This window comes from Promicromonospora sp. NPDC050249 (assembly GCF_040656015.1).
Lineage (GTDB): Bacteria > Actinomycetota > Actinomycetes > Actinomycetales > Cellulomonadaceae > Promicromonospora.
On sequence record NZ_JBFAKY010000022.1, the window covers coordinates 19183 to 44828 of the forward strand.

The following is a 25646-nucleotide window of genomic DNA, read 5'->3' on the forward strand; positions in this document are numbered from 1 at the left end:
TTCGACGGTTTGCCGAAGGACGCCCCTACGCTCACAACAACCCCACGGCGTTCTCGGATCCCACCGGACTGCGCGAAACCTGTGAGACCGGGTGGACCTGCCGCTGAAATCCTGGCGGCGACATCGCTCACGCCAAGCCCAAACAAGCCACCCGTCTGTGTCCACCGGGCCCCGTATGCTTCGCCGGCCGCTGGTGGGCGGGACTCCTTGCTGAGTCTGGACGACCTGGCCTGGTCAGCATGATGTGCGAGTCATCGATGCTCGTCCGTGCGGCGTATCGCGCTCATCGCGGCGGAGGGGAGTGGTTGGCCGATATAGGCGGTGAGCAGGATCATGAGCTGGGTGAGCCCGTCCTCGTCGATCCCGTTGCGACGTGCGAGATTCAGGTAGACGTCGAGCCGGTCGTCGATGATGTGGGACGTGACCAGGGCCGAGATGACGGCGATGCTGCGGTCGCGGTCGGTGAGCGCGTTGCCCTGCCAGCCGAGGCCGCCCGCGGCCTCGTAGGCCTCCGCGGTGTACTCCGGTCCGGCTCGTTCTGTCATGAGTCGTTGGGCCGTGGCCTCGTCGACGCCGAAGTTGAGTGCGAACCGGGCACGTCCGGCACGGGCGCGGACTGTGGACGGCGCGGCGTCGTGCCCGGTCTCGTTCATCATGCCTTGCTCGTGTGGTGGTCCCGCACGAGCAGGGGGATGCCGTCGTACCCTCGTGCATCGTGAGCGGGGACGATCTGCATGTGCTGCGCGAGCGTCGTCACCCGAGCGAGGTCCTGTCGGACCTGCGCTGAGTCGCTGTCAGCGAGCATGCGCATCAGCAGAGGCCGCTGTACGCCGCGTGTGATCCCGTCGAGCTGCCAGGCGAGGTCGCCGATGAAGGCGAAGCGCTGGTCCGGCCGCACCGTGACGAGGACCACGACGGAGCCGGTGGTGTGGCCGGGCGCGGGGACGATCACGACGGAGCCGTCTCCGTGCAGGTCGTGGCTGGCCGGGAACCCCAGGTGGGCCGGGCCGTCGAAGCTGTACCCGCGGAAGTCGTGACCGGCGGCGACCCGCCTGAACACCCGATCGCCGCGGTTGCGGTCCGCGTACCGCAGCTCCTCGTCGGTGACGAGGATCGGTACGTCGAGGGAGTCCAGCCCGCTGACGTGGTCCCAGTGGGAGTGGGTCAGGATCACCCCGGACAGCCGGGTGCGGTTGTAGCCGACGGCGTCCAGCTGCTCGCTGGCCGTCGAGCCGAGATGGTGCGGTGAGCGCCGGAACGAGGGCAGCATCCGGATGTGCTCCTCGGCTTGTGCGCCGAATCCCGCGTCGATGAGCACATCGCCCTCGGGATGCTGCACCAAGACCGCCGTGGCGGCGAACTGACGGCGTTCTCGGAACGACCCTCCCTGGAAGGCCAGGGCGGCAGGGGTCTCGTACGTGCCGGTGGGGAGCTGGAAGATCGCCATCCCCGGCGGTGGGGTGGCGGCCGCGAGGACTCGGGCGACCCCCATATCGTTGTTGGTCATGATGGCCAGTATTGAACCGACTGTACAACAGTGTCAACGGAGTTCAGCAACTCGTAGGATCGAGCCCATGACGAGCGAAACCGCAGAGGTGCTGGACCCGCGCGTCGCCCGGACGCGGCGTGACGTCGTCGAGGCAACCAGCACCTTGCTGCTCGAGGAAGGCTGGGACGCCGTCACGCACGCCGAGGTGGCTCGTCGTGCCAACTACTCCAAGGCCACCGTCTACGCACACTGGCCGACGCGACTCGACCTGATCCGCGCTTCGATCGAGCAGATCTGTGACGTGGCGGACCACCCGGTTCCGACCGGCGACCTGCGGGCCGACCTCCGTGCCGCGCTGGCGGACTTCGCCGACGACCTCACGAGCCGCCACCTCGACCGTCTCCTGGCGGGCGTCGTCGAGCGCGCGCGCGACAACGACGTCGTCGGCGCGCTGCGCACACGGCTGTACGAGACGGGGACCAGCGGGATGCGTGCCATCTTGGCGGCCCACGTCGCACAGCGCGACGTCGAGCCTGCTCTCGCGCTCCTGACGGGGGCCGTTCTCGTGCTGGTCACGTTCGAGGGCAGGCCGGCGACCACCGCGGTGCTGGACGACCTCATCGATCGGGTACTGGCCACTACGACGCCGCGAACGAGCTAGGAAGACAGCCGACGTCCGTGACGGCGTTCTGTTACATGAGCACCTCGTGCCGGGTTCACGGGGTGTCCATGATGATCGAGCTGGAGGCGACCGACATCAAGGTCAACCTCCTCTCGCCGGGGTTCGCGAACACCCCCCTGGTCAACTTCCAGGGGGCGGAGTCGGTCGAGGACGCCTGCCGTGAGGTGGTGCGCGTCGTACGCCTCGGGCCCGACGGACCGAACGGCACCTTCACGCTTTGGAACGGTGTGAACCTCTACTGGTGACCGGTGTCGAGCGGGCCGGACCGGAATCAGGCAACGTCGGTGGCCGCGAGGTGCGCGAGCCCCTCCGCCACAGAAGATGTTCCGCCGCGATCTCGAAGAGTGGTCGAGTCTGTTTTGGCGGTTGGTTGTGGCCCCCCGTGCGATGCCGCTGTCCTGGTCCATGTCGAGACGCCTTGCCAAGCGGTCGAGGGGTGTGCGCGAGTTTCTCCCGGTGTGCTGCACGGACTCCGCAACACAGGTCCCACTTTGATAACGAATCCATTACATCTATTTGGTTGACAATCATGTGGGCATCTGCCGGTCAGCGAACTCCCTGGATTCGGTCATCCGCGAGGCCTGTTTCGGTCTGGCTGGGTTAGGTGTTTCTCCAGCCGTGTCGCTCCTCGCGAGCCGTTTCGGGTGATCTTTCGAGTGAAGTTCCGGGTGAAAAGTGCCTAGATCCTGCGGCAGGCGGGTCGTACCGGTGCCCGGTGTGCGGCTAATGTGCGCGACGGCAGGGGTTCTGGGGCCGTTCCTGGGGCTCGACTTGATCGTTGAGCGGGGAGCGGTGATGGCTCAGGTGCCCATGGGGAGTCGGCCTTTGGTACGGGACGCGTTGGCGCGTCTCGTACACCGGGCTCGTCGCGTTGTTTCGGCCCGGCCTGCCCGCCCGCGTGGTGCAGCAATCTCGGTGGTGATGGTGCTGCTGGCTACTGCCGTGTTGGGCGAAGGCTCGGCAGTCGCGGCCGAGCAGCAAGATGTTCTGAACCTGGATGCTCCACCGGCGGTAACGGATGTTGCGGCGAACTGCGACGTGCAAGAAGCTGCGGACGTGCAGGCTGCCGGTGTGTTGGCGGACGCGTGTGGAACCTCGGTGACAGTGACCGACTCGCTGACGCCGTGGAGCACGGGCTTCGTCGACGGCGAGTCCGGGGCCGTGATCGTCTCCTCCAGCATGTCAGCGGTTCGGCAGGACTCGGACTGTGATGGCACGTGGGCGCCGGTGGACGTCGAGGTCGGAGCATCGCCCGTGGACGATGCCGCCGATCAAGAGTCGTCCGGGATGTTGCCGGTCACCGGAGGCGTCGAGCCGATCTGGCTCAACCCGGGTGGTGAGGCCGGTGACGGGCTGCCACTGGCGATGATCGGGCCCGAGGGCTCACGGGTGCGGATGTTCTCGCAATCGTTGTCGCTGGTCGAGGCGGCCGCGGCTGTGGTCCTTGAGGAGCGTGTCGAGTACGACTTCGGTCGCGGGGTAACGCTGGTTGTGTCGGTCAACCACGACGGCACGCACGTGACGCCGGTGGTTCGCCTGGCGGACCCGCAGGCGCTGGCTGACCTGACCGATGTGCTGCTCGCGGACTCGCCTGCGGCCGGCGCCGCGTCTACGGCTGCGGCATCCTCGACTGGTGCAGCAGAGTCCGCCGCAGCTGAGACAGCCGGTAGTGACTCGGGAGAGCTGGTTCTAGCGTTCCCGCTGGAGGTCTCCGACGGCCTGAGCGTCGTGCAGCGTGAGGTCGGGTTCGAGATCGTCGACGCGACCGGGGACGTGCGGTTCGAGTCCGGCGCCGCCGTCCAGTGGGACAGCGCCGGCGCCGACCAGCCTCAGGGCGTCGACCAGTTGCAAGCTGAGACCCGCACCGCAGCGATGGATGCCGGCACAGTGGCATCTGACGCCGACGACGGGACGACCGCAGCCGGTGACGGACCTGTGAACCGGGAGTCGGAGCCCCTGCCGGGGGACACCGTGACGCAGATGGACGTCCGGGTGACTGCTGAGGGCTCCAGGGACGTCGTCGAGGTGGTTCCTGATGCAGGAATGCTGACCGATCCCGCCACATCATGGCCGGTTCGGCTCGACCCACGCATCGGTGCAGACCGCCCGTTCCGGTACGGGATGGTGCAGAACTACTCGGGTTGGAAGAACACACCGCACGTCAACTTCGAGGCCTCCGAGGGGATGGGGTACTGCGACCCCAACCTTGATGCCCGGTGTGCGGGCGTCGTCAATGTGCAGCGCCTCTACTTCCAGTTCCAGAACCTGAACAACGGGTCGGGAAACTGGTTGGGACAGCTGGATGCCTCCGACGTGATCGGTGCAGGTTTTCGACCGGTGGGCGACCACCAGGTCGACTGCTCGAACCGGCAGGTGAACGCGCACATGACGGACATGATCGACGCGGGTCTGGTGTGGGACTCGCAGCCCGCGGTGTGGTCTCTGCAGGACTACCGGTCCGTGACACATCGGTCCGGGTGTACCGATCAGGTGGGGCGGATTCGTTTTGACGTGGTGTCGGCGGCGCGAGCGGCCGCTACGGCCGGGAACTCGTGGCTGACTTTCCGGGTCTCCGCCTCGAATGAGTCCTCAATGCTGTGGTGGAAGAGGTACCAGGGCTCCACGGCAACCTTGGAGATCGCGTACGACCGTGCGCCGAACCCGCCTGCGGCCTCGACGATGAAGCTTCGTCATGACCCCGGGGGCGCGACGGCGGTGGTGGCGTGCGAGACGGAGTGGGCAGACCGGCCACTGATCCGGTCGAACAAGCCGACCTTGTCTGCACGGGCCTCGGACCCGGACGGCACGAACGTCGAGATTGCCTTCCGGGTGCTGGGCGATGGGGGACAGACGTTGTGGACGTCGGGATGGAAGGGACCGGCGGGGCCGTCGACGGACGCCACCGCGATGCCTACTGGTCTGGCCAGGTCCGGCGAGTACCGGTGGCAGGCCGCCGTGCGGTCTGGCGGCCGGTACACGGGATGGGATGAGTCACCTGCGTGCCGGTTTGGGGTGGACGCTGTCGATCCGGCCGCCCCAGAGATCACGATCGGCAACTTCCCCGAGGGGCAGGTATCCGGCGCGTTCGGTGACTTGGCCTGGATCAAGATCTCGCCGAACGGGTCGAATGACGTGGTCCGCTACTACTGGGACTTCAACACCTCTGAACCGGACAACCAGTCGGACGTCGAGCCGGGGCAGTCGAAGTCCTTCTCCGTGTTGGTGCCACGCACGGGATACAACTATCTGGCAGCCCAGGCTCAGGATGCCTCGGGGCGGCGCAGCGCGGTGACGATTTACGAGTTCTTCGTGGGCAACCCGCATACGACGTCGTGGTGGCAGTTCAACGACACCGCCTGGGCGACGACGCGCCCGACGGCTGCGGGGAACAGCACCCCGGGGGCGGCGACCGTGACGGGGCCCTTGACACCGTCGAGCGGGGTGACCTGGGCGTGGGGATGGCAGGGGACAGGTGGGGTCTCTCCTCGTGGCGCGTCGGACGGGGTCCCCGACGGGGGGCTGGTGTTCAACAGTTCGACGGATATCGCCCGGACGGTCCATCCGGCGATGGCCACCGACAAGTCGTTCTCGTTCTCTGCGTTCATGCGCGCGGGGGACCGCGACCCGGACGGCGCGGTGGTGGACCTGGGCGGGTCGGCCGCGGGGGTCAGCCAGGAGGGTCGTCAGGTCACTGGGCCGCACCTGGGATTCTCGAAGTCACCGTTGTGCCCGGTGGATGACGAGGACATCGCGCCGGAGGAACGCAGGTGCTGGGCGTTCTGGATGACCACGGGCGAGGGCACCACGAACAACGTGATCGCCCGGACACCGCTACCGGTGGTGGCGGGGCAGTGGGTGAACGTGGTCGGCGTACACGACGCCTATACCGGGACCTTGCACGCCTATGCGTGCGTGGCCGGAAATCCGCGGGTGGTGCGTTCCGGGAAGCGCGAGACGGGCACGTCGGGCTGGGTGGATACGGCCTACGACGCGTCGTGGAACGCGGGCTCCGCGCTGCGGCTGGGATCCGGGATGAATGTCCTGGGCGACCCGACCTGGGGCTTCCACGGCGCTGTCGACGAGGTACGCGTGTATGCCGACCAGAAGCTCGGCCTGGGCGAGAACGCCGATATTCCGACCGAGATCTCGAAGATGTGCCAAGGAGGGGCCCTCGAGGGCCTGACACCCTGACCCGTTCGCAAGAAGAGTACGAGCAGCACACGGACGGGCTCGATGACCGACACCAGCACGAACAGCAGCCAGATGACGAGGACGGGCAGGGGCGATGAGGACCAGCAGCAGGCGAGGCACGGCCAGCAGGTGGATGCGGGTCGCGGCGATGGCCGCGATCGCGGCGTTGGTGTCCACGACCGCGGCGGGTCCCGCCTGGGCCGACGACGATGGCCTCACCCTCGAGGAGCGGCTGGGATGGTCGATCGCGGAACGAACCGCGCACGGCGAGAAGCTGCGTGCCGGTGACGACGACGCCACTGAGCCCGCGATCCCTGCCACCGACGTGACGGAGTCAGACCCGGAACCGCTGCCTGGTGAGGGCGAAGAGCCCACCGCGGGTGAAGCCGCGATGCTGGCAGCGCAGGCCGACGCGGCCCGGGCGGTAGCGGAGGGTCGGGTCGAGATGACGGTCTCCGACCCGGTCGTGCGAGCTGAGACCCAGCCGACGGCCGTAGCCGACGGCGTTGGCGCCGTGGGCGGGCTGTTCAGCCTGACTGGCATCCCCGAGGCGGGCAGGGAGGAGACGGCAGGCGCCAAGGAGCCCGCCAGTGACGGGAAGACGCCGGGGAGGCAGTCATCCCAAGGCGCTTCAGAAGCAGGGGACAAGGTGCGCGTGTCGGTGGACGTGACGCACCTGGCCGCCGGCGACCTGACCACCCGACTGGTCCCGGTCCAGCTGCCGGCATGTGCTCTCACTAGTCCGCAAGAGCCCGCCTGCCAGGCCGGTACACCGCTCGAGGACGTCGATCTGGTCACCAAGGATGGTCGGACAGTGCTGTCCGCCGCGGCCGACGCTCCCGAACCCGCCGCGCCGGCCGGCTCGACCGCAACACCCCAGGCCAGCGCCCGCGTGGCGGAGCGCACTGCCGCGACTGACACGTCGGTGGTAGCGCTGATGGCGGATGAGCAGGGCCCGAACGGAGACTGGGGAGCGACGAAGCTGGCTGCCGCCTCGGCGTGGGACGTGTCCGCGCAGACGGGCGCGTTCTCGTGGTCCTACCCGATGCGGACCCCGCCGGTCCCCGGCGGGCTGGTCCCAGACCTGGGCCTGTCCTACTCGTCCTCGTCGCTGGACGGGAGGGTCGCCTCGGGCAACGCGCAGGCCTCGATCGTGGGGGACGGTTGGGAGGCTGACCTCTCCGGGTACGTGGAGCGCAAGTACGTGCCCTGTGTCGACGACCAGGACCCGAAGAACGGGCAGGCAGCGAACAACGCGTCCCGTGACACGGGCGACCTGTGCTGGAAGACCAACAACCTCACGTTGTCCTTCAACGGGTCGGCGACCGAGCTCGTGCGTGACGGTGACACGAACACGTGGCGGGCCAAGAGCGACGACAACATCAGGGTCGCCCGGCACACTGGCGGTTGGGGTGGTGCGATCAACGACACCGAGTACTTCATCGTGACCACCAAGGACGGGACCAGGTACTACTTCGGACGCGGTAAGACCGAGTCGACTGGTGCCGACCTGGGCTCGGTCCAGCACGTGCCAGTATTCGGCAACCACCCAGGGGAACCGTGCAACGAGACGACCTACGCGGCCTCGCGGTGCGCCATGGGGTACCGGTGGAACCTGGACCACGTGATCGACCCAAGAGGCAACACGATCACCTACACCTACACCAAGGACGCGAACCGGTACGGGTACAACAACAACGCTGGGACGACACCATACGTGTCCGGGGCGCGGTTGATGAACATCGAGTACGGCACCCGGACCAGCGTGACCGGTGACGCTCCGGCGCGGGTGGAGCTCACCTACGCGCAGCGGTGCATCCCGACGTCGTCGTTCTCCTGCGACGTGGCCGATCGGACGGTCGAGAACGGCACGCACTGGCCCGACCTGCCGCTGGACCAGTTCTGCACCTCCACCTCGTCGTGCCCATCGGTGCAGTCACCGGTGTTCTACGACATCCACCGCCTGACGAAGGTAGCCACCTTCGTCCGCGCATCCACCGGGTTCGTGCCGGTGGACTCGTGGGCGCTGACCCAAGAACTGCCCGCGGTGGGCGCCACGATGCGCACGGTCTGGTTGTAAAAGATCGTGCATACCGGCCACGGTGCGAACACCAACGACAACGACGACGAGGCGATGCCGGCCGTGGAATTCGTCGGTACGGACCTCGTCAACAGGGCCTCCAGCGGCGACGACGAGAACTCCATGACGCGGCTGCGGATCATCGCCATCCGGACCGAGACCGGTGGCCGGATAGCGGTGGCCTACTCGAGCGCGGAGTGCGGCCCCTCGAGTCTGCCCGCCAATGCGTGGTCGAACACGAAGCGGTGCTTCCCGGTGTACTGGACACGCTCGGGCGCCGAGGAACCCGCGGTGGACTGGTTCCACCACTACCGCGTGGAGAAGATCACCGAGTCGGCCGGTACTGCGATCGGTGGCACCCCGGTGATGACTGATTATGTCTACACCGGCGGCCCGGCGTGGCACTACGACGACAACGAGCTCGTCGACCCGAAGAACCGCACCTGGGGTGAGCTGCGCGGTTACTCCCAGGTCGAGGTGATCGTCGGCGACCGCGGTAACACGGCCGCACCACCGCTGCGCACGCAGTACGACTACTTCCGGGGCATGCACGGTGACTACAACAACGCGGCCCTCTCGACCCGTAAATCGGTCAAGGTCGATATCTACGACGACTCCGAGCAGTACGCGGGGATGGTCCGCCGGGAGACCACTCTGAACGGGTCGGCGGTCGTGAAGGCGGTGACCTCGGCGCCGTGGTCGCGGCGAACCGCGACAGACCCGGAGGGCGTGGATGCATCCTCCTACTTCCTGCGCGTGGCAGCCCAGGAAACAGCAGTGCCCGCCCCGGCTGCCGCTGGCGGCGTGCGGACCTCGCGAGTGCAGACCGAGTACGACCCGGACTACGGGATGCCCACAGATGTCTCTGACCTGGGCAACACGGCAGTCACGGGCGACGAGCGCTGCACGGCGACGACCTACGCACGCAACCCGGGTGCGAACATGGTCGATCTGGTCGCCGGGGTGAAGGTCTATTCCGGAGCCTGCCTGGAGACAGGGGAGCCTGCCGCGGCGGACGTGATCTCTTACAACCGGACCTTCTACGACGAGGGCGCGTTCGGGGCGGCGCCCACCCGGGGCTTGGTCACGAAGACCGAGGTGCTTGACTCGTACAACGGCACAACGCCGGTGTATGTGCCGACCGCGCGAACGGAATACGAGGAGGCTGCGACGGGGTACGCGCGCGCTCTGGCGGTCACTGACGCGAAGGGCCGGGTCACCCGGACGGCGTACACCGACACGCTAGGCCTCACGACGCGCACGGTGGCCACCTCACCGGACCCGGACGGTTCGGGGCCGCTGGACCGGCACGTCACCACAACTGAGCTCCAGCCGGCGTGGGGGGTGCCGACCAAGGTCACTGACCCCGACGGGAAGATCACCACTGGCGTCTACGACCGGCTGGGCAGGCTGCGGCACGTATGGAAGCCAGGCCGGACCAGCACTCAGACCCCAGACCTCTCCTACACCTATGCCGTCGCGGCCTCTGGCCTGAACACCGTCACCAGCCTCACTCTGAACCACGACGGGTCGGTGCAGCACAAGAGCGTCGACGTGTACGACGGACTGCTGCGGCACATCCAGAACCAGAAGCCGTCGGCGGACGTCCGCAACCCGGGCCGGGTCATGACGGACACGATCTACGACTCGCGAGGGCTGGCGGTGATTACCAACGACGGGTGGCGCAACTCGTCCGCGCCGGCCGCGAGCCTGGCTGTGCCCACGTTCGCTGTCCCCGCACGCACCTACAGCAGCTTTGACGGGGCCGGGCGAGTCGTCGAGTCGACGTTCCACGTCGGCGAGGACGGCGCCCCAGACGAGCACGGCAACTACTCCCCGCAGTGGACCACGACCACCGGCTACGAGGGTGACCGCGTCCATGTGGACCCGCCAACCGGTGGTACGCCGACCACGACGATCAGCGACGTGCGGGGCAACACCACCGCACTGTGGCAGTACACCGGTCCGGCCCCGACCGGGACACACCACGTGACGTCCTACCGGTACGACGACGCCGACCAGCTTGTTGGTGTGAACGACCCAGCCGGCAACGAGTGGACCTACACGTACGACTTGCGGGGCCGCCAGACAAGCGCGACCGACCCGGACAAGGGAACGAGCTCCACCAATTACGACACGGTAGGGAATGTCGAGACCACGACCGACGGCCGTGGGCGGACCCTCGCCTACCAGTACGACGCACTGGGCCGCAAGACCTCCTTGCACGCCGAGACGACCACTGGAGCCGAAAGGGCGAGGTGGGTCTATGACACCCTCGCGGTCGGACAGCTGACCTCCGCCATCCGGATCACCAGTGCCGGGAACTACGTGACCGCGGTGACCGGATACACCAACCGGTACCAGCCGACCGGACAGTCGCTGACCCTGCCGAACGACAGCGCGCTCGGGGACCTGGCGGGGGACACCTTCACCACCGGATTCACCTACACGGTCGACGGACAGGTGCGCACCACGACCCTGCCGGCGGTCGGGACAAACCTTGCCGCCGAGACCATCGAGACGATGTTCGACGACGCCAACCAGCCCACAGCCCTCTACGGCGAGCTCGGGTCCCCGGTGTATCGGGCGAACTACTCGCCTTACGGTCCGCTGGAGCACCTGGACCAAGGAACGGCGTACACGTACACGACAGACCTGGGCTACGAGTACGGCACTCGGCGGTTGGCGCAGCGCGTGGTGACAAACGAGCAGACCAACAACTCCTCGACCACGGTGCAGAACGCGGCCTACGCGTGGGACGACGCGGGCAACCTGTCCAGCGTGAAGGACACCCCGCAGACCGGCGGTATCGACCGCCAGTGCTACAGGTACGACTGGGGCAACCGGCTCACCCACGCGTGGACCCCGTCGTCAGGCGACTGCGCCACCACACCAACTGTGGCGGGGCTGGGCGGCGTCGACCCGTACTGGACGACCTGGACCCACGACACGATCGGGAACCGGTTGACGGGCACCGGCCGTACCCCCAATGCGACGACGACTGCGACCTATGCCCACCCCGCTGCGGGTTTGGCGCGTCCGCACGCGACCACCGGAGTCACGTCGACTGCGACCGGAACCGGCACCAGCGGCAACGCGTCGTTCACGTACGACGCGGCGGGCAACACGACGGGGCGCAGCCTGAGCACCACCAGCAGCGCGGGCACCACGGCACGGGTGGTCCAGACACTGGCCTGGGACGTGGAGGGCGAGCTCGCGACGGTCGGCGCGGACATCAACGCTGATGGTGACACTGCCGATACCGGTGAGCCCACGGCAGGCGGTAGCTATGTGTACTCCACGGACGGAGACCGCCTGGTCCGAACTCAGGGCACCGGAACGGACAAGACTACGACCGTGTACCTGCCCGGCGGACAGGAAGCCACGATCAAGGCAGCCGGAGACGTGACTGGCACCCGGTACTACTCGTTCAACGGTGCCACGGTCGGCTCGAGGAACGGGCCCGCATTCGCCAACCTCACCACTATCATCCCTGACCAGCACGGCACACCCGGGCTGCAGACCAACGACATCTCCACCGCCGTGACCCGCAACCGGACCGACCCGTACGGCGCACCCCGCGGAACTACCACCCCGGGCGACACCGGCACCACCAAGGTCGGACAACCCGGAACCGGGCTACCGACCGGATGGGCCGGCGACCACGGGTACCTGGACAAGCCGGCGGACACGACCGGCCTGACCGCGATCGGCGCCCGCATGTACGACCCCATCCTCGGTGCGTTCGCCTCCGTCGACCCCGTCATGGACCTGGCCGACCCCCAGCAATGGCACGGGTACACCTACGCTCACAACAACCCCACGACGTTCTCCGACCCGACCGGCCTGCGCGAAACCTGTGAAGACGGGTATACCTGCCGGTATAATCCTGGCGGAGATATCGCCGACGCTCGACCCGACAAACCGCCTGTCGAGTCGAGCAGCGGAGAAGATGACGACGATGGTCTGGACCTGATCGACGAGCAGGCAGCGGAGGCGGAGGGATCGCGCCGAGCCGATGAAGCGGTCCGTGACGCCGAGAATCGTGCGAGCGCATATGAGGAACCAAGCAAAGCGGTATGGCGGGATACCTGGTTTGCATTCATCGACAACACCCGTTATATGCGACAGATCTTCCCTTACATTAGCCCGTTTATGACTTTCAGCGACTATTGTCACCAATATACATGTCTCGACGACGGTGATAATTTCTATAAGGATCCTGAGTTCTGGCTTGCTCTTACCAACACGGCCGGCGAGGAATTTACGGCCTTCTTTGGTGGTACTGTCGGCGTGGCCGTAGGTGGCTACTACGGCGCGGCCATTGGGGTCTATCTTGGCGGGGGTCCCGGCGCGCTGGCTGGCGGTATCGTGGGGGCTACAGTCGGGGCTGGCGTTGGCAGCGCCGGGGCGGGAGCTGGGGCCGCTTGGCTCAACGGGCAGGCCTCGCGCCGACTGAGAGAGGACGGCGTGATTGACTGATGGATATCTTGTCTGGAACATTTTTGAGCCCGTTCGGCTACTTCATGGTGGCCGCAGGAGTTATTTGTATGGCGACGCCCGTACTGTTCTTGGTGGAACAAGCGCGAGAGCGGTCGGGAAAGCGTCGATGGGGGCGGGTTTTTGCGGGTGGCCCCATCCCTGCGCGAGCTGTATTCCATGGATCTGTCGTCTTTGCCGCGGTGGGTTACATCGCCGTCGTTTTGGGACTCGTTGGAAGGTATGGTTTTAGAGACTCTCTTGGCTCCTTGCTGTTCTGGCCGGTGATCGTCATCGGCGTCGCCTTGGTTTGGGGCTGGGTGGAGAAGGAATTTGCGTGGCCCGGCTGGTTTGTTGCCAAAGAGGTCAAAGAAGTCCCAGGGGAATTCTTTGAGCGTCGGGAGCGCGGCCGTCGAGAAAAGGAAGAACTCATTGAACTAGGCCGCGAGGTGCTAAGACGGCAAGCGGCCGAAGATGGTAGCGCGGTGCCTGGAGCCGCGGCGAGCCAAGAGCCCGATGCTGATCGCGACCTGGACCATGGTCCCTCGGGGAACGGATCGGATTCCAGGAACGGCGAATCTGACCTGGGCAGCGACGGGCGTGCCCATCGTGGCTAGCAGGAACGCTTGAGCGGCAGTCGGGTCGCCAGCATCATCGTGACGCTAGTCAGAGGGGCGTTCTGGCGGCGCCCCGTATGCCCTGCGCAGCCGTAGGGATGCCCCTGACGGGTTTGGGTGACGTGCCAGCCGGGAGGGCGGGGCCGGCAAGTGTCGCATTCACAGGGGCGCCTTCACGCCTTGACTTGCCCGCGGGTCGATCGTCAGGGCGTCTGGGCAGATCAGCGCAATTTTCACGGGTTACACCATGCAGCCGGAGACACAGAGTAGTGCGTTCTACGGTAGCGATCCCCTATATGGCGGCAAATGACTTTGGAGACGATGCAGGAACACCAAAATTGGTGCGCCGCAAAACGATCGGCCGCATAACATCCCAGGCGACGGTCGACAAAATTGATCTCGAGTTTAACAAACGTTGGATCAAAAGCCAGGTGCGCAAGGTAATCGAATCATCGATATCGGAGAGTCGTCCGGGTATCCCCAGATTGCCTTCTATGAGACGGAGCTCCAACCGGGGTGTGGATGCGGAAAATACTCCAGAGGTGTCCAGCCATGATCCGGATCCGACGTCTGGCAGAGCGGCGATTCGGCGCACACCGTGTGAAGTGGAATACCGCCCAGCCGAATCTGGCGAAGGATGGCACAAGGTCACGCCTTATCCGGTGTTCGATCTAGAGAAAATCGTCGGGACCGGGGACGCCTCGACTATGGTCGCGGCCGCCGACGCTGAATGGGACGGGTCGGACGGGCAATGGGTGACAATCTATGCTCCTGGAGAGGGGCCATGAGCCGTGCTGTCGCGGTAGTGAGCCTTAAGTATGTCCTGTGCCGGTCCCTCGTTGTTGGCTAGCCGGGGCCAGGACCGAAGTGCGGCATCGGGGCGGCGGCCGGCTCAAATGCCGCTAACCAAGCCAACGGCGAGCTTGGTGATGTTTGGCGAAGGAATAGGTGGCTCGACTAATGTCATATGAAACGCTAGTGGACGGCTGGTTTTTTAAGGCTGCGATGTTCATTGGGTTCGGGGGTATCGCATGGATCTACTTGATAGGTCTGCCGCGCGAGCTGGCAAGAAATCGCCGGTCTGGCTGGAGGATGGACGTCCAGGCGGCCATCGAGAACCACGAGGGTGATGTGCCGCGGACCGCGGCCATGGTGCGATCCGTGTTCCCGAGTCTTTTGATCCTACCGATTTTCGCAATCCATTGTCTGATATGGGGGGTCCGCGGCTCCGAATATGTCGTATCGGATTGGACGTGGTGTATCTGCTTGCTGGCTGTCATTGGCGTATGGATCGTATTTGCTCGTGAGTTTGGCTGGCAAAAAATCTTGGTGCCCGAAGAATTGCGAACCGTTCCTGGATTGATGTTTGTTCGGATTGCTCGTTGGCGCGGCGGCGACGCCGCAACCGGCGAGTCCGATCGCTTGCCCGAAGGATCGGATGATCGGGGACGGAATGATTCCGTCAATGGTGCTGAAGGCCGTACGAATGGGCCAGACATGGGCGCACCCGGCGAGGAGGGACCGCGGTGAACCTAGTGGCTAGATCCTTGAGGGCTCGGGATCGGTGACGGTCGCCCAGTCCAATCTTTTCAAGCCGTGACCTGCCTGGACGGTGTCGTGGGCCGAAGATTCCGGACCAGATCTAGGACAGCGACAAGCGAGATCGCATTCAGTTCCGTCGCAGGCAGCTGGCTGGCTTCTGGCCCCTGACCCCTGGCGCGTGACGGTGCGAATGTGCGATCGGGAGACTGGCGTGTGTCGGTGCATCGCGTCGGATCCTCGCGCTGCTGACCAAAACTGCGGCGGCAAGCAGGCTGTGCCTCTCGATGGAACGCGGGGCGGCTGCCTAACGCCTGGTGTTCCTGGTCAAGAGTTCGGGGCGGGCGAGGGCGTCTCGTTTTTTGTGCTCACGACCCGTTCGAGGGCGCTGATATCCGAGTGCTGAAAGAGTTCCCCCTGCTTTGTCTTCATTGCTCTGCCTCGGGTAGTGCTGACGCCTGAGTTGGAGCGAATCGCCGCGGTCGACCTGCAAGTGATTGCGTGGGGTGAGTTGTACCGAATGGCGACGGACGCGGAGGAGCACCGGTTTGAGTAGTTTCGATGCCTTCCCACTATCGGAGACCTCGATAAAAGATGGTCCCGCCCCTCGCGAGCTTGTTTCAGTCCGTGGCACTCGCCAAGACCGTCGGCGCGGCCGACGGGGGGAGTCCCCGCCGACCGCACCGTGTCCAGCACCCTGCGCCGCTACGCCTCCCCACCCTCCGTGAACAGTCGCGGAAGGAAGTCGATGAGCGACTTCTGCCAGACGTCCCAGCTGTGCGGCCCCGGGACGATGGGGGCGAACTCGTGGTTCACCCCGCGGCTCTCCATGGCGGCGATCAGCTGCAGCGTCGCGCCGTACGTGAAGTCCTGCACGTCACCCGAGTAGACGCGCAGCAGCTTGGTGCCCTCGTTGATGGCCTCGACGTCCGCGGTGGCCGGCGGCGCACCGAACGCCGACATGGCGCCGATGTAGCCGAACTCGCCCGGGTGCGCCCAGAGCGTGCTGAGCGTGTGGCCCGAGCCCATCGAGAGACCCGCCAGGGCGCGCTGGTCGCCGTCGGAGCTGATGTTGAACTGCTCCTCGGCGGCCGGCACGATGCGCGTCGTGATCTCCGTGGGGAAGTCCACGCCGTTCCCGTTGGCCATGACGACCACCATCGGCACGATGTTGCCCCGCAGGTAGTGGTTGTCCAGGATGCGCTGGACGTATCCCACCTCGACCCAGTCGGTCCACGTCTGCCCGCCACCGTGCTGCAGGTAGAAGACCGGGTACTCCTCGGCGCGGTCCGCGTCGTAGCCCGGGGGCGTCCACACGTACGCCGAGCGCTGCGAGCCGCCGCCAGCGGTGCTCGGGTAACTCATGACGCTGACCTCGCCACGTGCCTCGGCCGGCACCTGGGCGGTGTACTGAGCGCGGATCGTGTCGCCGTCGGCGGTGAAGGTGCTCCACGTCGGCTCCGAGAAGACCTTCGTGGGGTTGCCGGCGTCCTTGAGGTCGACGCCGTCGACCACGAACTTGTAGTAGTAGGAGCCGCCCTCGACGGCCAGCGAGAGCCGCCACGAACCGTCGTCCTGCTGGACCATGTGGGTGCGCGGCCAGCTTCCGGCCGGGCCGAAGTTGCCCCAGACGGTGATGTTGTTCGCGTCGGCGAACTCGGGGCCGAGCTCGAAGGTGACGACGCTGTTCTCGTCGATCCACGGCGTCGGGGTCGTGCCCGCCGCCGGCAGCTCGTGCTTCACGAACGGCAGGTGGCCCTCGCTCGGGCCCTCGTCGTCGACCTCCTGGAAGAGACGCCCGGCGAAGTCGTGCAGGTTCTTCTGCCACGTGTCCCACGTGCCGCCGGTCCCAGGGTCCGACCCGTCCGACTGGAACTGAACGCCCGCCCTCGTCAGCCTGTCGGCCAGCGCGACCGTGTCGTTGTACGCGGGGTCGGTGACGTTGCCCGCGTACACGCGGACGACGTCGGTCGAGTGGTTGATCTGCTTGGCCTTGCCCCGCGAGATCGGCTTGTCGTAACCGGCCGAGAACGAGCCGACGTTCGCGAACTCTCGCGGCTTCGCGACCACGGCGTCCAGGGCCGCCTCTCCACCGCGGCCGATCCCGGCGATCGCGCGGTCCGACCCCTTGTGGGAGACGTTGAACGCGCGCTCGACGGCGGGCAGCAGCTCCTTCGTCACGCCGGCGGGACCGGGCGTGCCGGCGTCGCCCATGACGACCACCATCGGCTCGGCGTCCCCGTCGAGCGTGAGGTTGTCCATGATCTGGCCGAGCCGGCCCAGCTCCACCCACTCGCGGTAGCTCTGCCCCTCGTCCTGCAGCAGGTACAGCACCGGGTACTCCTGTGCGCGATCCGCGTCGTAGCCCGGGGGCGTCCACACGAGCGCTTCCTTGTCGCGCTTCGGCCCCTTGCCGTACTCGAGCGTCTCGAGCTCGCCGCCGCCGTCCACGTCGTCGAGCCACTCGGCACCCGGACCGGGAACGAACATGGTGCTGTAGGTGGGCTTCGACGTCACCTCCTGGGGCGCGTCGGGGTTGCGGAACGCCACCGCGTCCTGGTTCGCGGCCGGGCGCGCGGCGTACTGGTAGTAGTACAGGCCGGGCTCGAGGGGGCCGAGCGTGGCGGTCAGGTTCGACCCGCTGGCTCCCATGTTGAGGTCGGTCCACGCCTTGCCCGGGCCGAAGTTCCCCTGCACCGCGACGGGACCTTCCCCGATGCCGGTCGCCTCGGTCACCGCCGCGCGGGGCACCGTGAAGCGGTAGACGTCCGAGATCGGGTTGTTCGGCACCTCGCTCACCCACGGGTCGGCACTCACCGCCTGCGCGGCAGCGGACGGCGCCACGAGCAACGCCCCGGCCGCCACCGCGCTCGCGGCGGCAGCAGCGAGCGTCTGTCGTCCTCGTCGGACCAGGTGGGCTGGCCTTGGTCGAGATTCCATCGTCATTGACTTGCCTCTCGTTCGAAATCGATATCGGCGACACGAGGACCGGCTCCACGCCGTGCCTCGCGCATGACCGGCACCCGTGCGGGCACCGCTGTCACGTTTGTGTCGAGTCCGGGACCGCGTCCGACCGACCGATCGGTCCGGACACGGCGCCGTCGTCGTAGGGGTCAGACGCGTTCCAGCCGGAGCATCGACCAGGACACGGGCGGCAGGTCGACGTGGGCGTGGTCGTCGGCGACCTTCGCGCTCGTGTTGGTGCGCGGCAGCACCGAGGTCGCGTCGTCGGCAGTGGCCGACCAGGTGTGGTCGGGGTTGGAGAGGGTGACCGCGTCCGCGACCCGGAGTCCCGGGAAGCCGCGCAGGTCCACCCCGAGCGCCACGTCGTCGGTGAGCGACCGGTTCACCGCGAACACCACGACGCCACCCGTCTCGGGGTCGTGCGTGGCGACGGCGTCGATCGCCGGGACCGGACCGAACTTGGCCGTCTCCTGCACGGGCGCGTCCACGGCGAGGCGCAGCACCTCGCCCGCCGCGTGCTGGGCGGTGAGCGCGAAGGGGTGGAACGTCGTCTGCCGCCAGGACCGTCCGCCCGGCTCGGTCATGATCGGCGCGATGACGTTGACGAGCTGCGCGAGCGAGGCCGCGTGCACGCGGTCGGTGTGGCGCAGCAGCGAGATGAGCAGGTTGCCGACCACGACGGCGTCGGCGACGTTGTAGCGGTCCTCGAGCAGCACCGGCGCCACCGGCCAGTCGTCGCCCGACGGCGGGCGGGACTCCGCGCGCTTCTGGTACCAGACGTTCCACTCGTCGAACGAGACGTGGATCCGCTTGGTGTGCTTGCCCGCCGCGCGGACGGCGTCGGCGGTGGCTGCCACCGAGTCGACGAAGTGGTCCATGTTCACCGCGGAGGCCAGGAACGACGCGAGGTCGCCGTCCTCCTCCCAGTAGTAGGCGTGCGCCGAGATGTGGTCCACGTGCTCGTACGCCTCGGTCAGGACCGTGTGCTCCCACTCGCCGAACGTGGGCATCTGGGAACCCGACGAGCCGCACGCCACGAGCTCGATGTCCGGGTCGATCATCCGCATGGCGCGGGCGGTCTCGGCCGCGAGGCGGCCGTACTCGTGGGCGGTCTTGTGACCGATCTGCCACGGGCCGTCCATCTCGTTGCCCAGGCACCACATCTTGATGCGATACGGCTCCTCCGCGCCGTTCGCCCTACGGAGGTCGCTCCACCTGGTGCCGCCGGGCACGTTGCAGTACTCGAGCAGGTCGAGGGCTTCCTGCACGCCGCGCGTGCCGAGGTTGACGGCCATCATGGGCTCGACGCCGGTCCGGGCGCACCAGCGCATGAACTCGTCCACGCCCACGAGGTTCGGGTCGGTCGAGTGCCACGCGAGGTCCAGGCGGCGGGGGCGCTGCTCGACGGGACCGATGCCGTCCTCCCAGCGATACCCCGAGACGAAGTTTCCGCCGGGGTAGCGCACCGTCGAGACGCCCAGCTCGCGGGTGAGCTCGACGACGTCGCCACGGAACCCGTCGGCGTCGGCGGTCGGGTGGCCGGGGTCGTGCAGACCCGTGTACACGCTGCGGCCCAGGTGCTCGACGAACGAGCCGAACGTGCGGGGGCGCACCGGTCCGACGACGAACGCCGGGTCGATGGTGACGGAAGCGGACAGCATGAGCGATGTACTCCTCGATGGTTCGTGCGGCGGTCGGTTCGTGGGGCAGCCGTGAGGGCACGGCGCACGCAGGCGGGGCGGCCGCCGTGGCAGTGGATGCCGCGACCGCCCCGCCTGTGCGTTCAGTAAGTCAGGGCCTTACTGCCCCAGCTGGTTCTGCAGGTCGGCCTGCGTCTGGTCCAGTGCCTCCTGGGCCGACGTGCCGTTCTCGTAGATCTCGTTGAGCGTGACCGTGCGGAACGTGTCGTCGACGGTCGGCCAGTTCGGGTCGCTGAACGACTGGAAGTGCCCGATGCCGTCCTTCACCTCGTTGAGCACGTCGAACAGGTTGGTCTGGAAGTACTTGTTGAACTTGTTCTCCGGGTTCTTGGTGACTTCCTCGTCCTCCCAGACCGCCATGTTCACGGGGTCGAAGCCGAGCACCTCCCAGACGGCGACGTTCGCCTCGGGGGAGAGCTTGGCGAACGCCAGCCACTCGGCGGCCAGGTCCTTGTTCGGCGAGACGGCGGGGACCGCCGCGCCGGTGCCGCCACCACCGATGGTCTGCACGACGGCGTCGTCGGTGACCGGCGCCGGGGCGATGGCCACCTTGCCGGCGAGGTCGGGCATGTAGTCGACGAACCGGGACGTGTACCAGGCCGGGTAGACGATCGCGGCGTAGTCGCCGTCGTTGATGGCGCCGTACGCCTCCTCGGAGTCGGGGCTCCCGCCGGGGATGGTGGAGATGGCACCGGCGTCCTGCATGTCCTTCATCATCGAGAGGGTCTCGACGACCTCGGGGCTGTTCACCTGCACGTTGCCGGCGTCGTCGAAGAACTGCCCGCCGAGCTGCGCCGTGATGAGCGGCTCAAGGAACATGACGCTCGTGCTGGCGACGCCGAACGCCTTGCCGGTCTCCTCGTTGTACTTGACCCCGGCCTCCTTGAAGTCGTCCCAGGTCTTGATGGACGTGTAGTCGATGCCCGCGCCCTCGAGCGCCTCGGTGTTGTAGAACGTGGTGAAGGCGCCCACGTGGGTCGGGAACCCGTAGATCGTGCCGTCCTTGCTGTACAGGTCGAGGCGCGCCTGGACGACGTCGTCCTTGTACGGGGCCGCGTACTCGGTCAGGTCGAGCAGCGGTGGGTTCTCGCCCTTGACGAAGTTGGCGAACTTGTTGACCTCGATGTCGACCACGTCCGGCAGGCCCTCACCGGAGTTCACGGCGAGCTGCAGCTTGTTGTGCATGTCGTCGTAGGGGTAGACGGTGACCTCGAGCTTGATCTCCTTGTCGGGGTTGGCCTCGTTCCACTGCTCGGCCATCTCCTCGTAGTACGTGGCGTGCACGTCGGCGAAGGTCCACATGTTCAACGTGGTCGAACCGTCGGCGTTCTTGACGGGTGCTTCCGGCTGGCCGCCGCCGCTGCACGCGGCGAGCGCCGTGACCGCGAGCGCCGCGATCAGCGTGGACACCTTCGTCCGTAGCCTGGTCATGATTTCTCCGTTCTGTCTTGGGAAGAGCAGGGAAGGGTCAGCCTTTGACCGCTCCCGCGGTGATTCCTTCGATGAAGAACCGCTGGAATGCGAGGAAAAGAATGAGGATCGGGATCAGCGAGAAGAAGGCCCCGATGATGAGCAGCTCGTAGTTGTTGCCGTACGGCGTCAGCAGGGTGTTGAGGCCGATCGGGAGCGTGAACTTCTCGGGGCTGCGCAGCACCAGCAGCGGCCAGAGGAAGTTGTTCCAGCAGAGCATCCCGTTGAGGATCGCCATGGCGGCCATCGCCGGCTTGGTGATGGGCAGCACCAGGCGGAAGAAGATGCCGAACTCGCTGACGCCGTCCATCCGGCCGGCCTCGATGATCTCCTTCGGTATCCCCAGGAAGTACTGGCGGAAGAAGAAGATCGTCACGGCCGCCGCCAGGAAGGGGAGCGCGATCACGGTGTACGTGTCGGCCAGGCCCATGTCGTTGACCTGGACGTACAGGGGCAGCATGAGCATCTCGAACGGCACGGTCATGACGAGCAGCACCATGATGAACCACAGGGTCTTGGTCCTGAACTCGTACATCGCGAAGCCGTAGGCCACGAACGAGCTCACCAGGAGCGTTCCGGCCACCTGCGCCACCGTGAGGATCAGGGTGTTGGCGAACCACCGGAAGTACGGCCCGGAGTCCGTGAACAGCAGGACGTAGTTGTCCAGGCTGAGCGAGCCGAGGTCGACGTCGAACGTCATGCCGCGCCGGATCACCTCGTTGCCGTCCTGGAACGTGCCCACGAAGATCGCCAGGAGCGGGACCAGGGAGATCAGCGCCATCACGATGAGGAAGGCGCTCTGGATCCATGCCGCCGTGGACGGTGCGGAGGACCGGCGGGCGGGGGTTCGCCGGCGGGTGTCGGTCGACGGGCTGAGGGTGGTCGGCTGAACGGCCATCAGACGGCCTCCTTCTTGAAGGTGCCGCTGGCGACGAGGTAGGAGATGTTGATCGCCATGATCACGACGAGCAGCACGACGCCGACGGCAGAGGCGAAGCCGAGGTCGTTCTCCTCGATGCCCTTGCGGTAGAGGTAGCCCACGACCGTGAGGCCTTGGTTGTTGGGGGAGTTGTTGCCGGCGTAGAGCATGAAGCTCTCGAGGAACATCGACAGGCCGCCGTAGACGCTGATCGTGACGACGTAGACGATGGTCGGCCGGATGTTCGGGATCGTGATGTGGATGAACTGGCGGAGCTTGCTGGCGCCGTCGATCGAGGCCGCCTCGTAGTACTCGGTCGGGATCGCCTGCATGCCGGCGAGGAAATACATCATGTTGACGCCGGTCCACCGCCACAGCGCGATGGCGAGCAGGGCCACCAGACCCGTGACGTCGCCGCGCAGCCAGCGGACCGGGCCGAACCCGAAGAAGTCGGCGACCTGGTTCATGATCGCGGTGTCGGACTCCGCGAAGATGAGCCGGAAGACGATGCCGGCCACCACGACGGAGGTCAGCGCCGGCACGAACATCGACGCCTTGAAGAACGCCTTGATGCGGGCGCTGCCGATGTTCGAGTTGATCAGGGCTGCCAGCGCCAGCGGGATCGGGATGAGGAGCACCAGGGTCAGCACCATGTAGCGCAGGCTGTTGAACAGCGCCTGCCAGAAGATGCGGTCCCGCCAGAGCCGGTCGTAGTTGTCGAGCCCGATGAACGTCGCCTGCCCGTAGAGCACCTCCTGGGTGCTCATCACGAACGACCGCCCCAGTGGAATGACCCAGAAGACGGCGAGGGTCACGAGGAACGGCAGGATGAACAGGTAGGGCGCGAGTTTCTTGGAGTACAGGAGCTGCTTCACGGGGTTCTGGATCCTCCTTGATCAGAGCCTTGGGTGATACCTGCGCGACGGGGCGGGGCCGTGGATCGCGGGGTGTCATGATGGGCAACGTGGTGAAGATGAGCGATGTGGCACTCGAAGCCGGTGTCTCGAAGATGACGGTCTCGAACGTCATCAACGGACGGCCGGGAGCGAGCGAGGACACCCGTGCCCGCGTGCTGGAGGCGGTGGCCCGGCTGGGCTACCGGGTGAACGCGACGGCGCGTCAGCTCCGGGCCGGCCGCAGCGGCGCGATCGGCCTGCTGGTCCCGCACCTCGACGGGCCCTACTACCCCCACCTCGCGGCGCGCCTGGACACGCTCGCGCAGTCGAGGGGCTACCACGTCATCATCGAGCGCACCGGCGCGAGCAGGGAGGGCGAGCTCGCCGCCATCTCCGCGGAGCGGGTGCGGCCGTACAGCGGCGTGGTGTTCAGCCCGGTCCAGATCGATGCGGCGGACGTGCGCCGTGCCGGCGTCGAGGTTCCGGTGGTCCTGCTCGGCGAGCGGCGGCTCGGCGGCGAGTTCGACCACGTCATGATGGACAACGTGGGTGGCGCCGAGCTCGCCACGTCGTACCTGCTCGAGCGCGGTGCGCGGCGCATCGCCCTGATCGGCGGCCGACCGGAGACAGGCATCGACAGCATGCCGACCCTGCGCAGCCGTGGCTATCGCAGTGCGCACGCCAAGGCCGGTGTGCCGGTCGACGAACGGCTCGTCGTCGACGGCGCGTCGTTCACCACGAAGGACGGCTACGAGGCGGTCATCCGGCTGCATCGCGACGGCGTCTCGTTCGACGGTGCCTTCGCGCTGACCGACGCCGCGGCGATGGGTGCCCTGCGCGCGCTGGCCGACATCGGGCTGCGCGTCCCGGACGACGTCCAGGTCGTCGGCTTCGACAACGACGCGGAGGGCGAGTACTTCGTCCCTCGGCTGACCACCATGGACCCGGGCAACGACTCGATGGCCGAGCGTGTCATGGAGCTGCTCCTGCGCCGTGTCGAGGCCGCCGCGTCGGACGCGGGGGAGCTGGAGGACGTGGTGGAGTCGGTGATGTCGGCTCGGATCGTGGTCCGTGAGTCGACGCTCGCTCAGGTACCCGGGTAGACGTGGGTCGGTCACAGCTTCTCTTCCTCGAGTAGCCCGTCACTGTCATGACGTTTATCGATAAAGTAGAGGGCATCTCGGAGGGTGTCAACGCTCGCCGCCCGGATTGGTGCGGGTGAGATCGGCCGACGGCGCCTTCCGGGTATGCCTCGCCCGAGTTGCTTGTTTACCGGTAAAGCAGCCGTTACGCGCGAACGGTCGCCGACGACCTGACCGCGGCGGCGGCACCGATGGCCGCAGGGAGCACGAGCAGTGCACCGCAGAACACCAGCACCACGGCGAGGAACACCGACGCCACGACGGCGGTGCCACGCTGCCGTCCGCGCAGCAGTCCGACACCGGCCAGGGTGCCGGTGAGGGTCACCGCCGCGAGCAGTGCCGACGTGGCGCGGACCAGTCCGTCGAGCGTGACGACACCGCCGAGGACCGGGACGGCGACGACCAGGCAGCAGGCGGCGAGGAACGCCAGGCTGCGGCGTGGCTCTCGACCCGGCGTCGTCCGGCCCACGAGCAGGCGCGGCAGCGCCCGGTCCCGCCCGAGCGTGGCGCCCAGCCGGGCACCGCTGGCCAGGTAGGCGTTGATGGCCCCGAAGGTCAGCAGCAGCGCCGCGGCGGTGGCCAGCACGGTCCCGGTGGGGCCGAACGCCCGCTGGAGGAGGGTGAGCAGCGGCGCCGGGTCGCTCCCGGCGGAAGCGCCAAGGACGCCGAGCGTGACGAGCGCCAGCCCCAGGTAGAGCGCGATCACGAGGGCAAGGGTGAGTGCTGTCGCACGTCGCAGACCACGGACGGGGTCCGCGAAGTCCGCCGAGAGGTGGGTCACCGCCTCCCAGCCGGCGAACGCGAAGAACAGCACCGTGGCGGCGGTGCCGACGCCGCCCCACCCGTGGGGCGCGAACGGTGTGAACGCCTCGGAGCGCACGCCACCGAGCGAGACCGTGACGGTCACGACCAGGAGAGTCACCATCACGAAGGAGGTCAGGACCTGGACCCGCCCGGTCGCGTGGAGCCCGACCATGTTCAGGACGAACGACGCCACGAGCAGGCCGAAGCCCACCCCCATGGCGAACCCGGGACCCGCACCCAGGGCGGCAGCGATGTAGTGCCCGCCCATCAGCGCGGCGGCCGTGACACCGAGCGGCACCGCCGCCAGGAACCACCAGCTGACCGCCGCGGCGATCCGTCCGCCGAAGGCGATCGCCGCGAAGTGCGCCACGCCTCCGCCGTCGGGATGGGTGCCACCGAGCACCGCGAAGGTCGCCGCGACGGGGATGCTGGCGAGGAGCAGCAGCGCCCACGCCAGCAAGGACGCGGGCCCCGCGGCGTCAGCGGCCAGCGTGGGCAGCGCCAGCGCCCCCGGCCCGAGGACCGCGCCGAGCAGCATGACGGAACCCGTCGCGACGCCGAGCCCCTGGGCGGGGTGCGTGTCCGGGCGAACGTTCTCTTCCATGTACCGTCCTCTGCCGGATGGCCGTCCTCAGCCCGATGGCCAAGAATTCGGCGCGAGCCTAGGCACAAGG

The 25646-nt window shown here is 67.1% G+C and carries 17 protein-coding genes; 9 read left to right on the top strand and 8 right to left on the bottom strand.

All coding sequences use genetic code 11. The annotated features are described in order from the left end of the window. Positions 1-251: 251 nt before the first annotated feature. Both AB0I32_RS18090 and AB0I32_RS18095 read right to left on the bottom strand, forming a co-directional pair. Complete coding sequence (locus tag AB0I32_RS18090; protein ID WP_357508429.1) at positions 252-656, bottom strand: carboxymuconolactone decarboxylase family protein; 405 nt, start codon at positions 654-656, stop codon at positions 252-254. After that, positions 653-1507, bottom strand: a complete 855-nt coding sequence (locus AB0I32_RS18095; RefSeq protein WP_357508431.1) for an MBL fold metallo-hydrolase — start codon at positions 1505-1507, stop codon at positions 653-655. Before AB0I32_RS18095 ends, AB0I32_RS18090 begins: the two co-directional genes overlap by 4 nt. Positions 1508-1574: 67 nt before the next feature. On the opposite strand from AB0I32_RS18095, the gene AB0I32_RS18100 reads away from it, so the two are divergent. The 8 genes from AB0I32_RS18100 (at position 1575) to AB0I32_RS18135 (ending at position 15068) form a co-directional block, all read left to right on the top strand. After that, entirely contained in the window at positions 1575-2150 is a 576-nt protein-coding gene (locus AB0I32_RS18100; RefSeq protein ID WP_357508433.1) for a TetR/AcrR family transcriptional regulator, read from the top strand. A gap of 68 nt (positions 2151-2218) precedes the next feature. Further along, a complete protein-coding gene (locus AB0I32_RS18105) occupies positions 2219-2416 on the top strand; it encodes a hypothetical protein (RefSeq protein WP_357508435.1) in 198 nt (65 codons plus the stop codon). 676 nt (positions 2417-3092) lie between these two features. Beyond that, a complete protein-coding gene (locus AB0I32_RS18110; protein ID WP_357508437.1) occupies positions 3093-6362 on the top strand; it encodes a hypothetical protein in 3270 nt (1089 codons plus the stop codon). A gap of 94 nt (positions 6363-6456) precedes the next feature. Then, the gene (locus AB0I32_RS18115; protein WP_357508439.1) at positions 6457-8442 is read left to right on the top strand and encodes a hypothetical protein; all 1986 of its coding nucleotides are present in this window, start codon (positions 6457-6459) and stop codon (positions 8440-8442) included. Between the two features lie 6 nt (positions 8443-8448). Continuing rightward, the gene (locus AB0I32_RS18120) at positions 8449-12924 is read left to right on the top strand and encodes an RHS repeat-associated core domain-containing protein (protein WP_357508441.1); all 4476 of its coding nucleotides are present in this window, start codon (positions 8449-8451) and stop codon (positions 12922-12924) included. Next, positions 12924-13538 carry a hypothetical protein gene (locus tag AB0I32_RS18125; RefSeq protein WP_357508443.1) on the top strand — a complete coding sequence of 205 codons (615 nt, stop codon included), beginning with the start codon at positions 12924-12926 and terminating at the stop codon, positions 13536-13538. The genes AB0I32_RS18120 and AB0I32_RS18125 overlap by 1 nt, the downstream gene beginning before the upstream one ends. A 296-nt stretch (positions 13539-13834) precedes the next feature. Continuing rightward, complete coding sequence (locus AB0I32_RS18130) at positions 13835-14326, top strand: hypothetical protein (protein ID WP_357508445.1); 492 nt, start codon at positions 13835-13837, stop codon at positions 14324-14326. Between the two features lie 190 nt (positions 14327-14516). Further along, positions 14517-15068 carry a hypothetical protein gene (locus AB0I32_RS18135; protein WP_357508447.1) on the top strand — a complete coding sequence of 184 codons (552 nt, stop codon included), beginning with the start codon at positions 14517-14519 and terminating at the stop codon, positions 15066-15068. Positions 15069-15782: 714 nt separating this feature from the next. Here the strand turns inward: AB0I32_RS18135 and AB0I32_RS18140 are convergent. From AB0I32_RS18140 to AB0I32_RS18160, 5 genes are all read right to left on the bottom strand, one after another. After that, positions 15783-18017 (bottom strand): alpha/beta hydrolase-fold protein, encoded by a 2235-nt coding sequence (locus tag AB0I32_RS18140; RefSeq protein WP_357508449.1) that lies wholly within the window; start codon positions 18015-18017, stop codon positions 15783-15785. A gap of 173 nt (positions 18018-18190) precedes the next feature. Beyond that, the gene (locus AB0I32_RS18145; protein WP_357508451.1) at positions 18191-19702 is read right to left on the bottom strand and encodes an alpha-N-arabinofuranosidase; all 1512 of its coding nucleotides are present in this window, start codon (positions 19700-19702) and stop codon (positions 18191-18193) included. A gap of 138 nt (positions 19703-19840) precedes the next feature. Beyond that, a complete protein-coding gene (locus AB0I32_RS18150) occupies positions 19841-21172 on the bottom strand; it encodes a sugar ABC transporter substrate-binding protein (RefSeq protein ID WP_357508453.1) in 1332 nt (443 codons plus the stop codon). A 37-nt stretch (positions 21173-21209) separates the two neighbouring features. After that, complete coding sequence (locus AB0I32_RS18155; RefSeq protein ID WP_357508455.1) at positions 21210-22109, bottom strand: carbohydrate ABC transporter permease; 900 nt, start codon at positions 22107-22109, stop codon at positions 21210-21212. Continuing rightward, entirely contained in the window at positions 22109-23005 is an 897-nt protein-coding gene (locus tag AB0I32_RS18160) for a sugar ABC transporter permease (RefSeq protein ID WP_357508457.1), read from the bottom strand. The genes AB0I32_RS18155 and AB0I32_RS18160 overlap by 1 nt, the downstream gene beginning before the upstream one ends. Before the next feature lie 98 nt (positions 23006-23103). Here AB0I32_RS18160 and AB0I32_RS18165 point away from each other — a divergent pair, with 98 nt between their 5' ends. After that, complete coding sequence (locus AB0I32_RS18165) at positions 23104-24129, top strand: LacI family DNA-binding transcriptional regulator (RefSeq protein ID WP_357508459.1); 1026 nt, start codon at positions 23104-23106, stop codon at positions 24127-24129. A 184-nt stretch (positions 24130-24313) separates the two neighbouring features. Here AB0I32_RS18165 and AB0I32_RS18170 read toward each other — a convergent pair whose 3' ends face one another. Then, positions 24314-25576, bottom strand: a complete 1263-nt coding sequence (locus AB0I32_RS18170; RefSeq protein WP_357508461.1) for an amino acid permease — start codon at positions 25574-25576, stop codon at positions 24314-24316. Positions 25577-25646 lie beyond the last annotated feature (70 nt).

Bases quoted from the DNA above. Each gene is read 5' to 3' on its own strand.
- AB0I32_RS18165 (WP_357508459.1), top strand. From the start codon at position 23,104: ATGAGCGATGTGGCACTCGAAGCCGGTGTCTCGAAGATGACGGTCTCG.
- AB0I32_RS18155 (WP_357508455.1), bottom strand. From the start codon at position 22,109: ATGGCCGTTCAGCCGACCACCCTCAGCCCGTCGACCGACACCCGCCGG.
- AB0I32_RS18130 (WP_357508445.1), top strand. From the start codon at position 13,835: ATGGCGGCAAATGACTTTGGAGACGATGCAGGAACACCAAAATTGGTG.
- AB0I32_RS18100 (WP_357508433.1), top strand. From the start codon at position 1,575: ATGACGAGCGAAACCGCAGAGGTGCTGGACCCGCGCGTCGCCCGGACG.
- AB0I32_RS18110 (WP_357508437.1), top strand. From the start codon at position 3,093: ATGGTGCTGCTGGCTACTGCCGTGTTGGGCGAAGGCTCGGCAGTCGCG.
- AB0I32_RS18170 (WP_357508461.1), bottom strand. From the start codon at position 25,576: ATGGAAGAGAACGTTCGCCCGGACACGCACCCCGCCCAGGGGCTCGGC.
- AB0I32_RS18115 (WP_357508439.1), top strand. From the start codon at position 6,457: ATGAGGACCAGCAGCAGGCGAGGCACGGCCAGCAGGTGGATGCGGGTC.
- AB0I32_RS18125 (WP_357508443.1), top strand. From the start codon at position 12,924: ATGGATATCTTGTCTGGAACATTTTTGAGCCCGTTCGGCTACTTCATG.
- AB0I32_RS18090 (WP_357508429.1), bottom strand. From the start codon at position 656: ATGATGAACGAGACCGGGCACGACGCCGCGCCGTCCACAGTCCGCGCC.
- AB0I32_RS18140 (WP_357508449.1), bottom strand. From the start codon at position 18,017: ATGGAATCTCGACCAAGGCCAGCCCACCTGGTCCGACGAGGACGACAG.
- AB0I32_RS18095 (WP_357508431.1), bottom strand. From the start codon at position 1,507: ATGACCAACAACGATATGGGGGTCGCCCGAGTCCTCGCGGCCGCCACC.
- AB0I32_RS18145 (WP_357508451.1), bottom strand. From the start codon at position 19,702: ATGCTGTCCGCTTCCGTCACCATCGACCCGGCGTTCGTCGTCGGACCG.
- AB0I32_RS18105 (WP_357508435.1), top strand. From the start codon at position 2,219: ATGATGATCGAGCTGGAGGCGACCGACATCAAGGTCAACCTCCTCTCG.
- AB0I32_RS18150 (WP_357508453.1), bottom strand. From the start codon at position 21,172: ATGACCAGGCTACGGACGAAGGTGTCCACGCTGATCGCGGCGCTCGCG.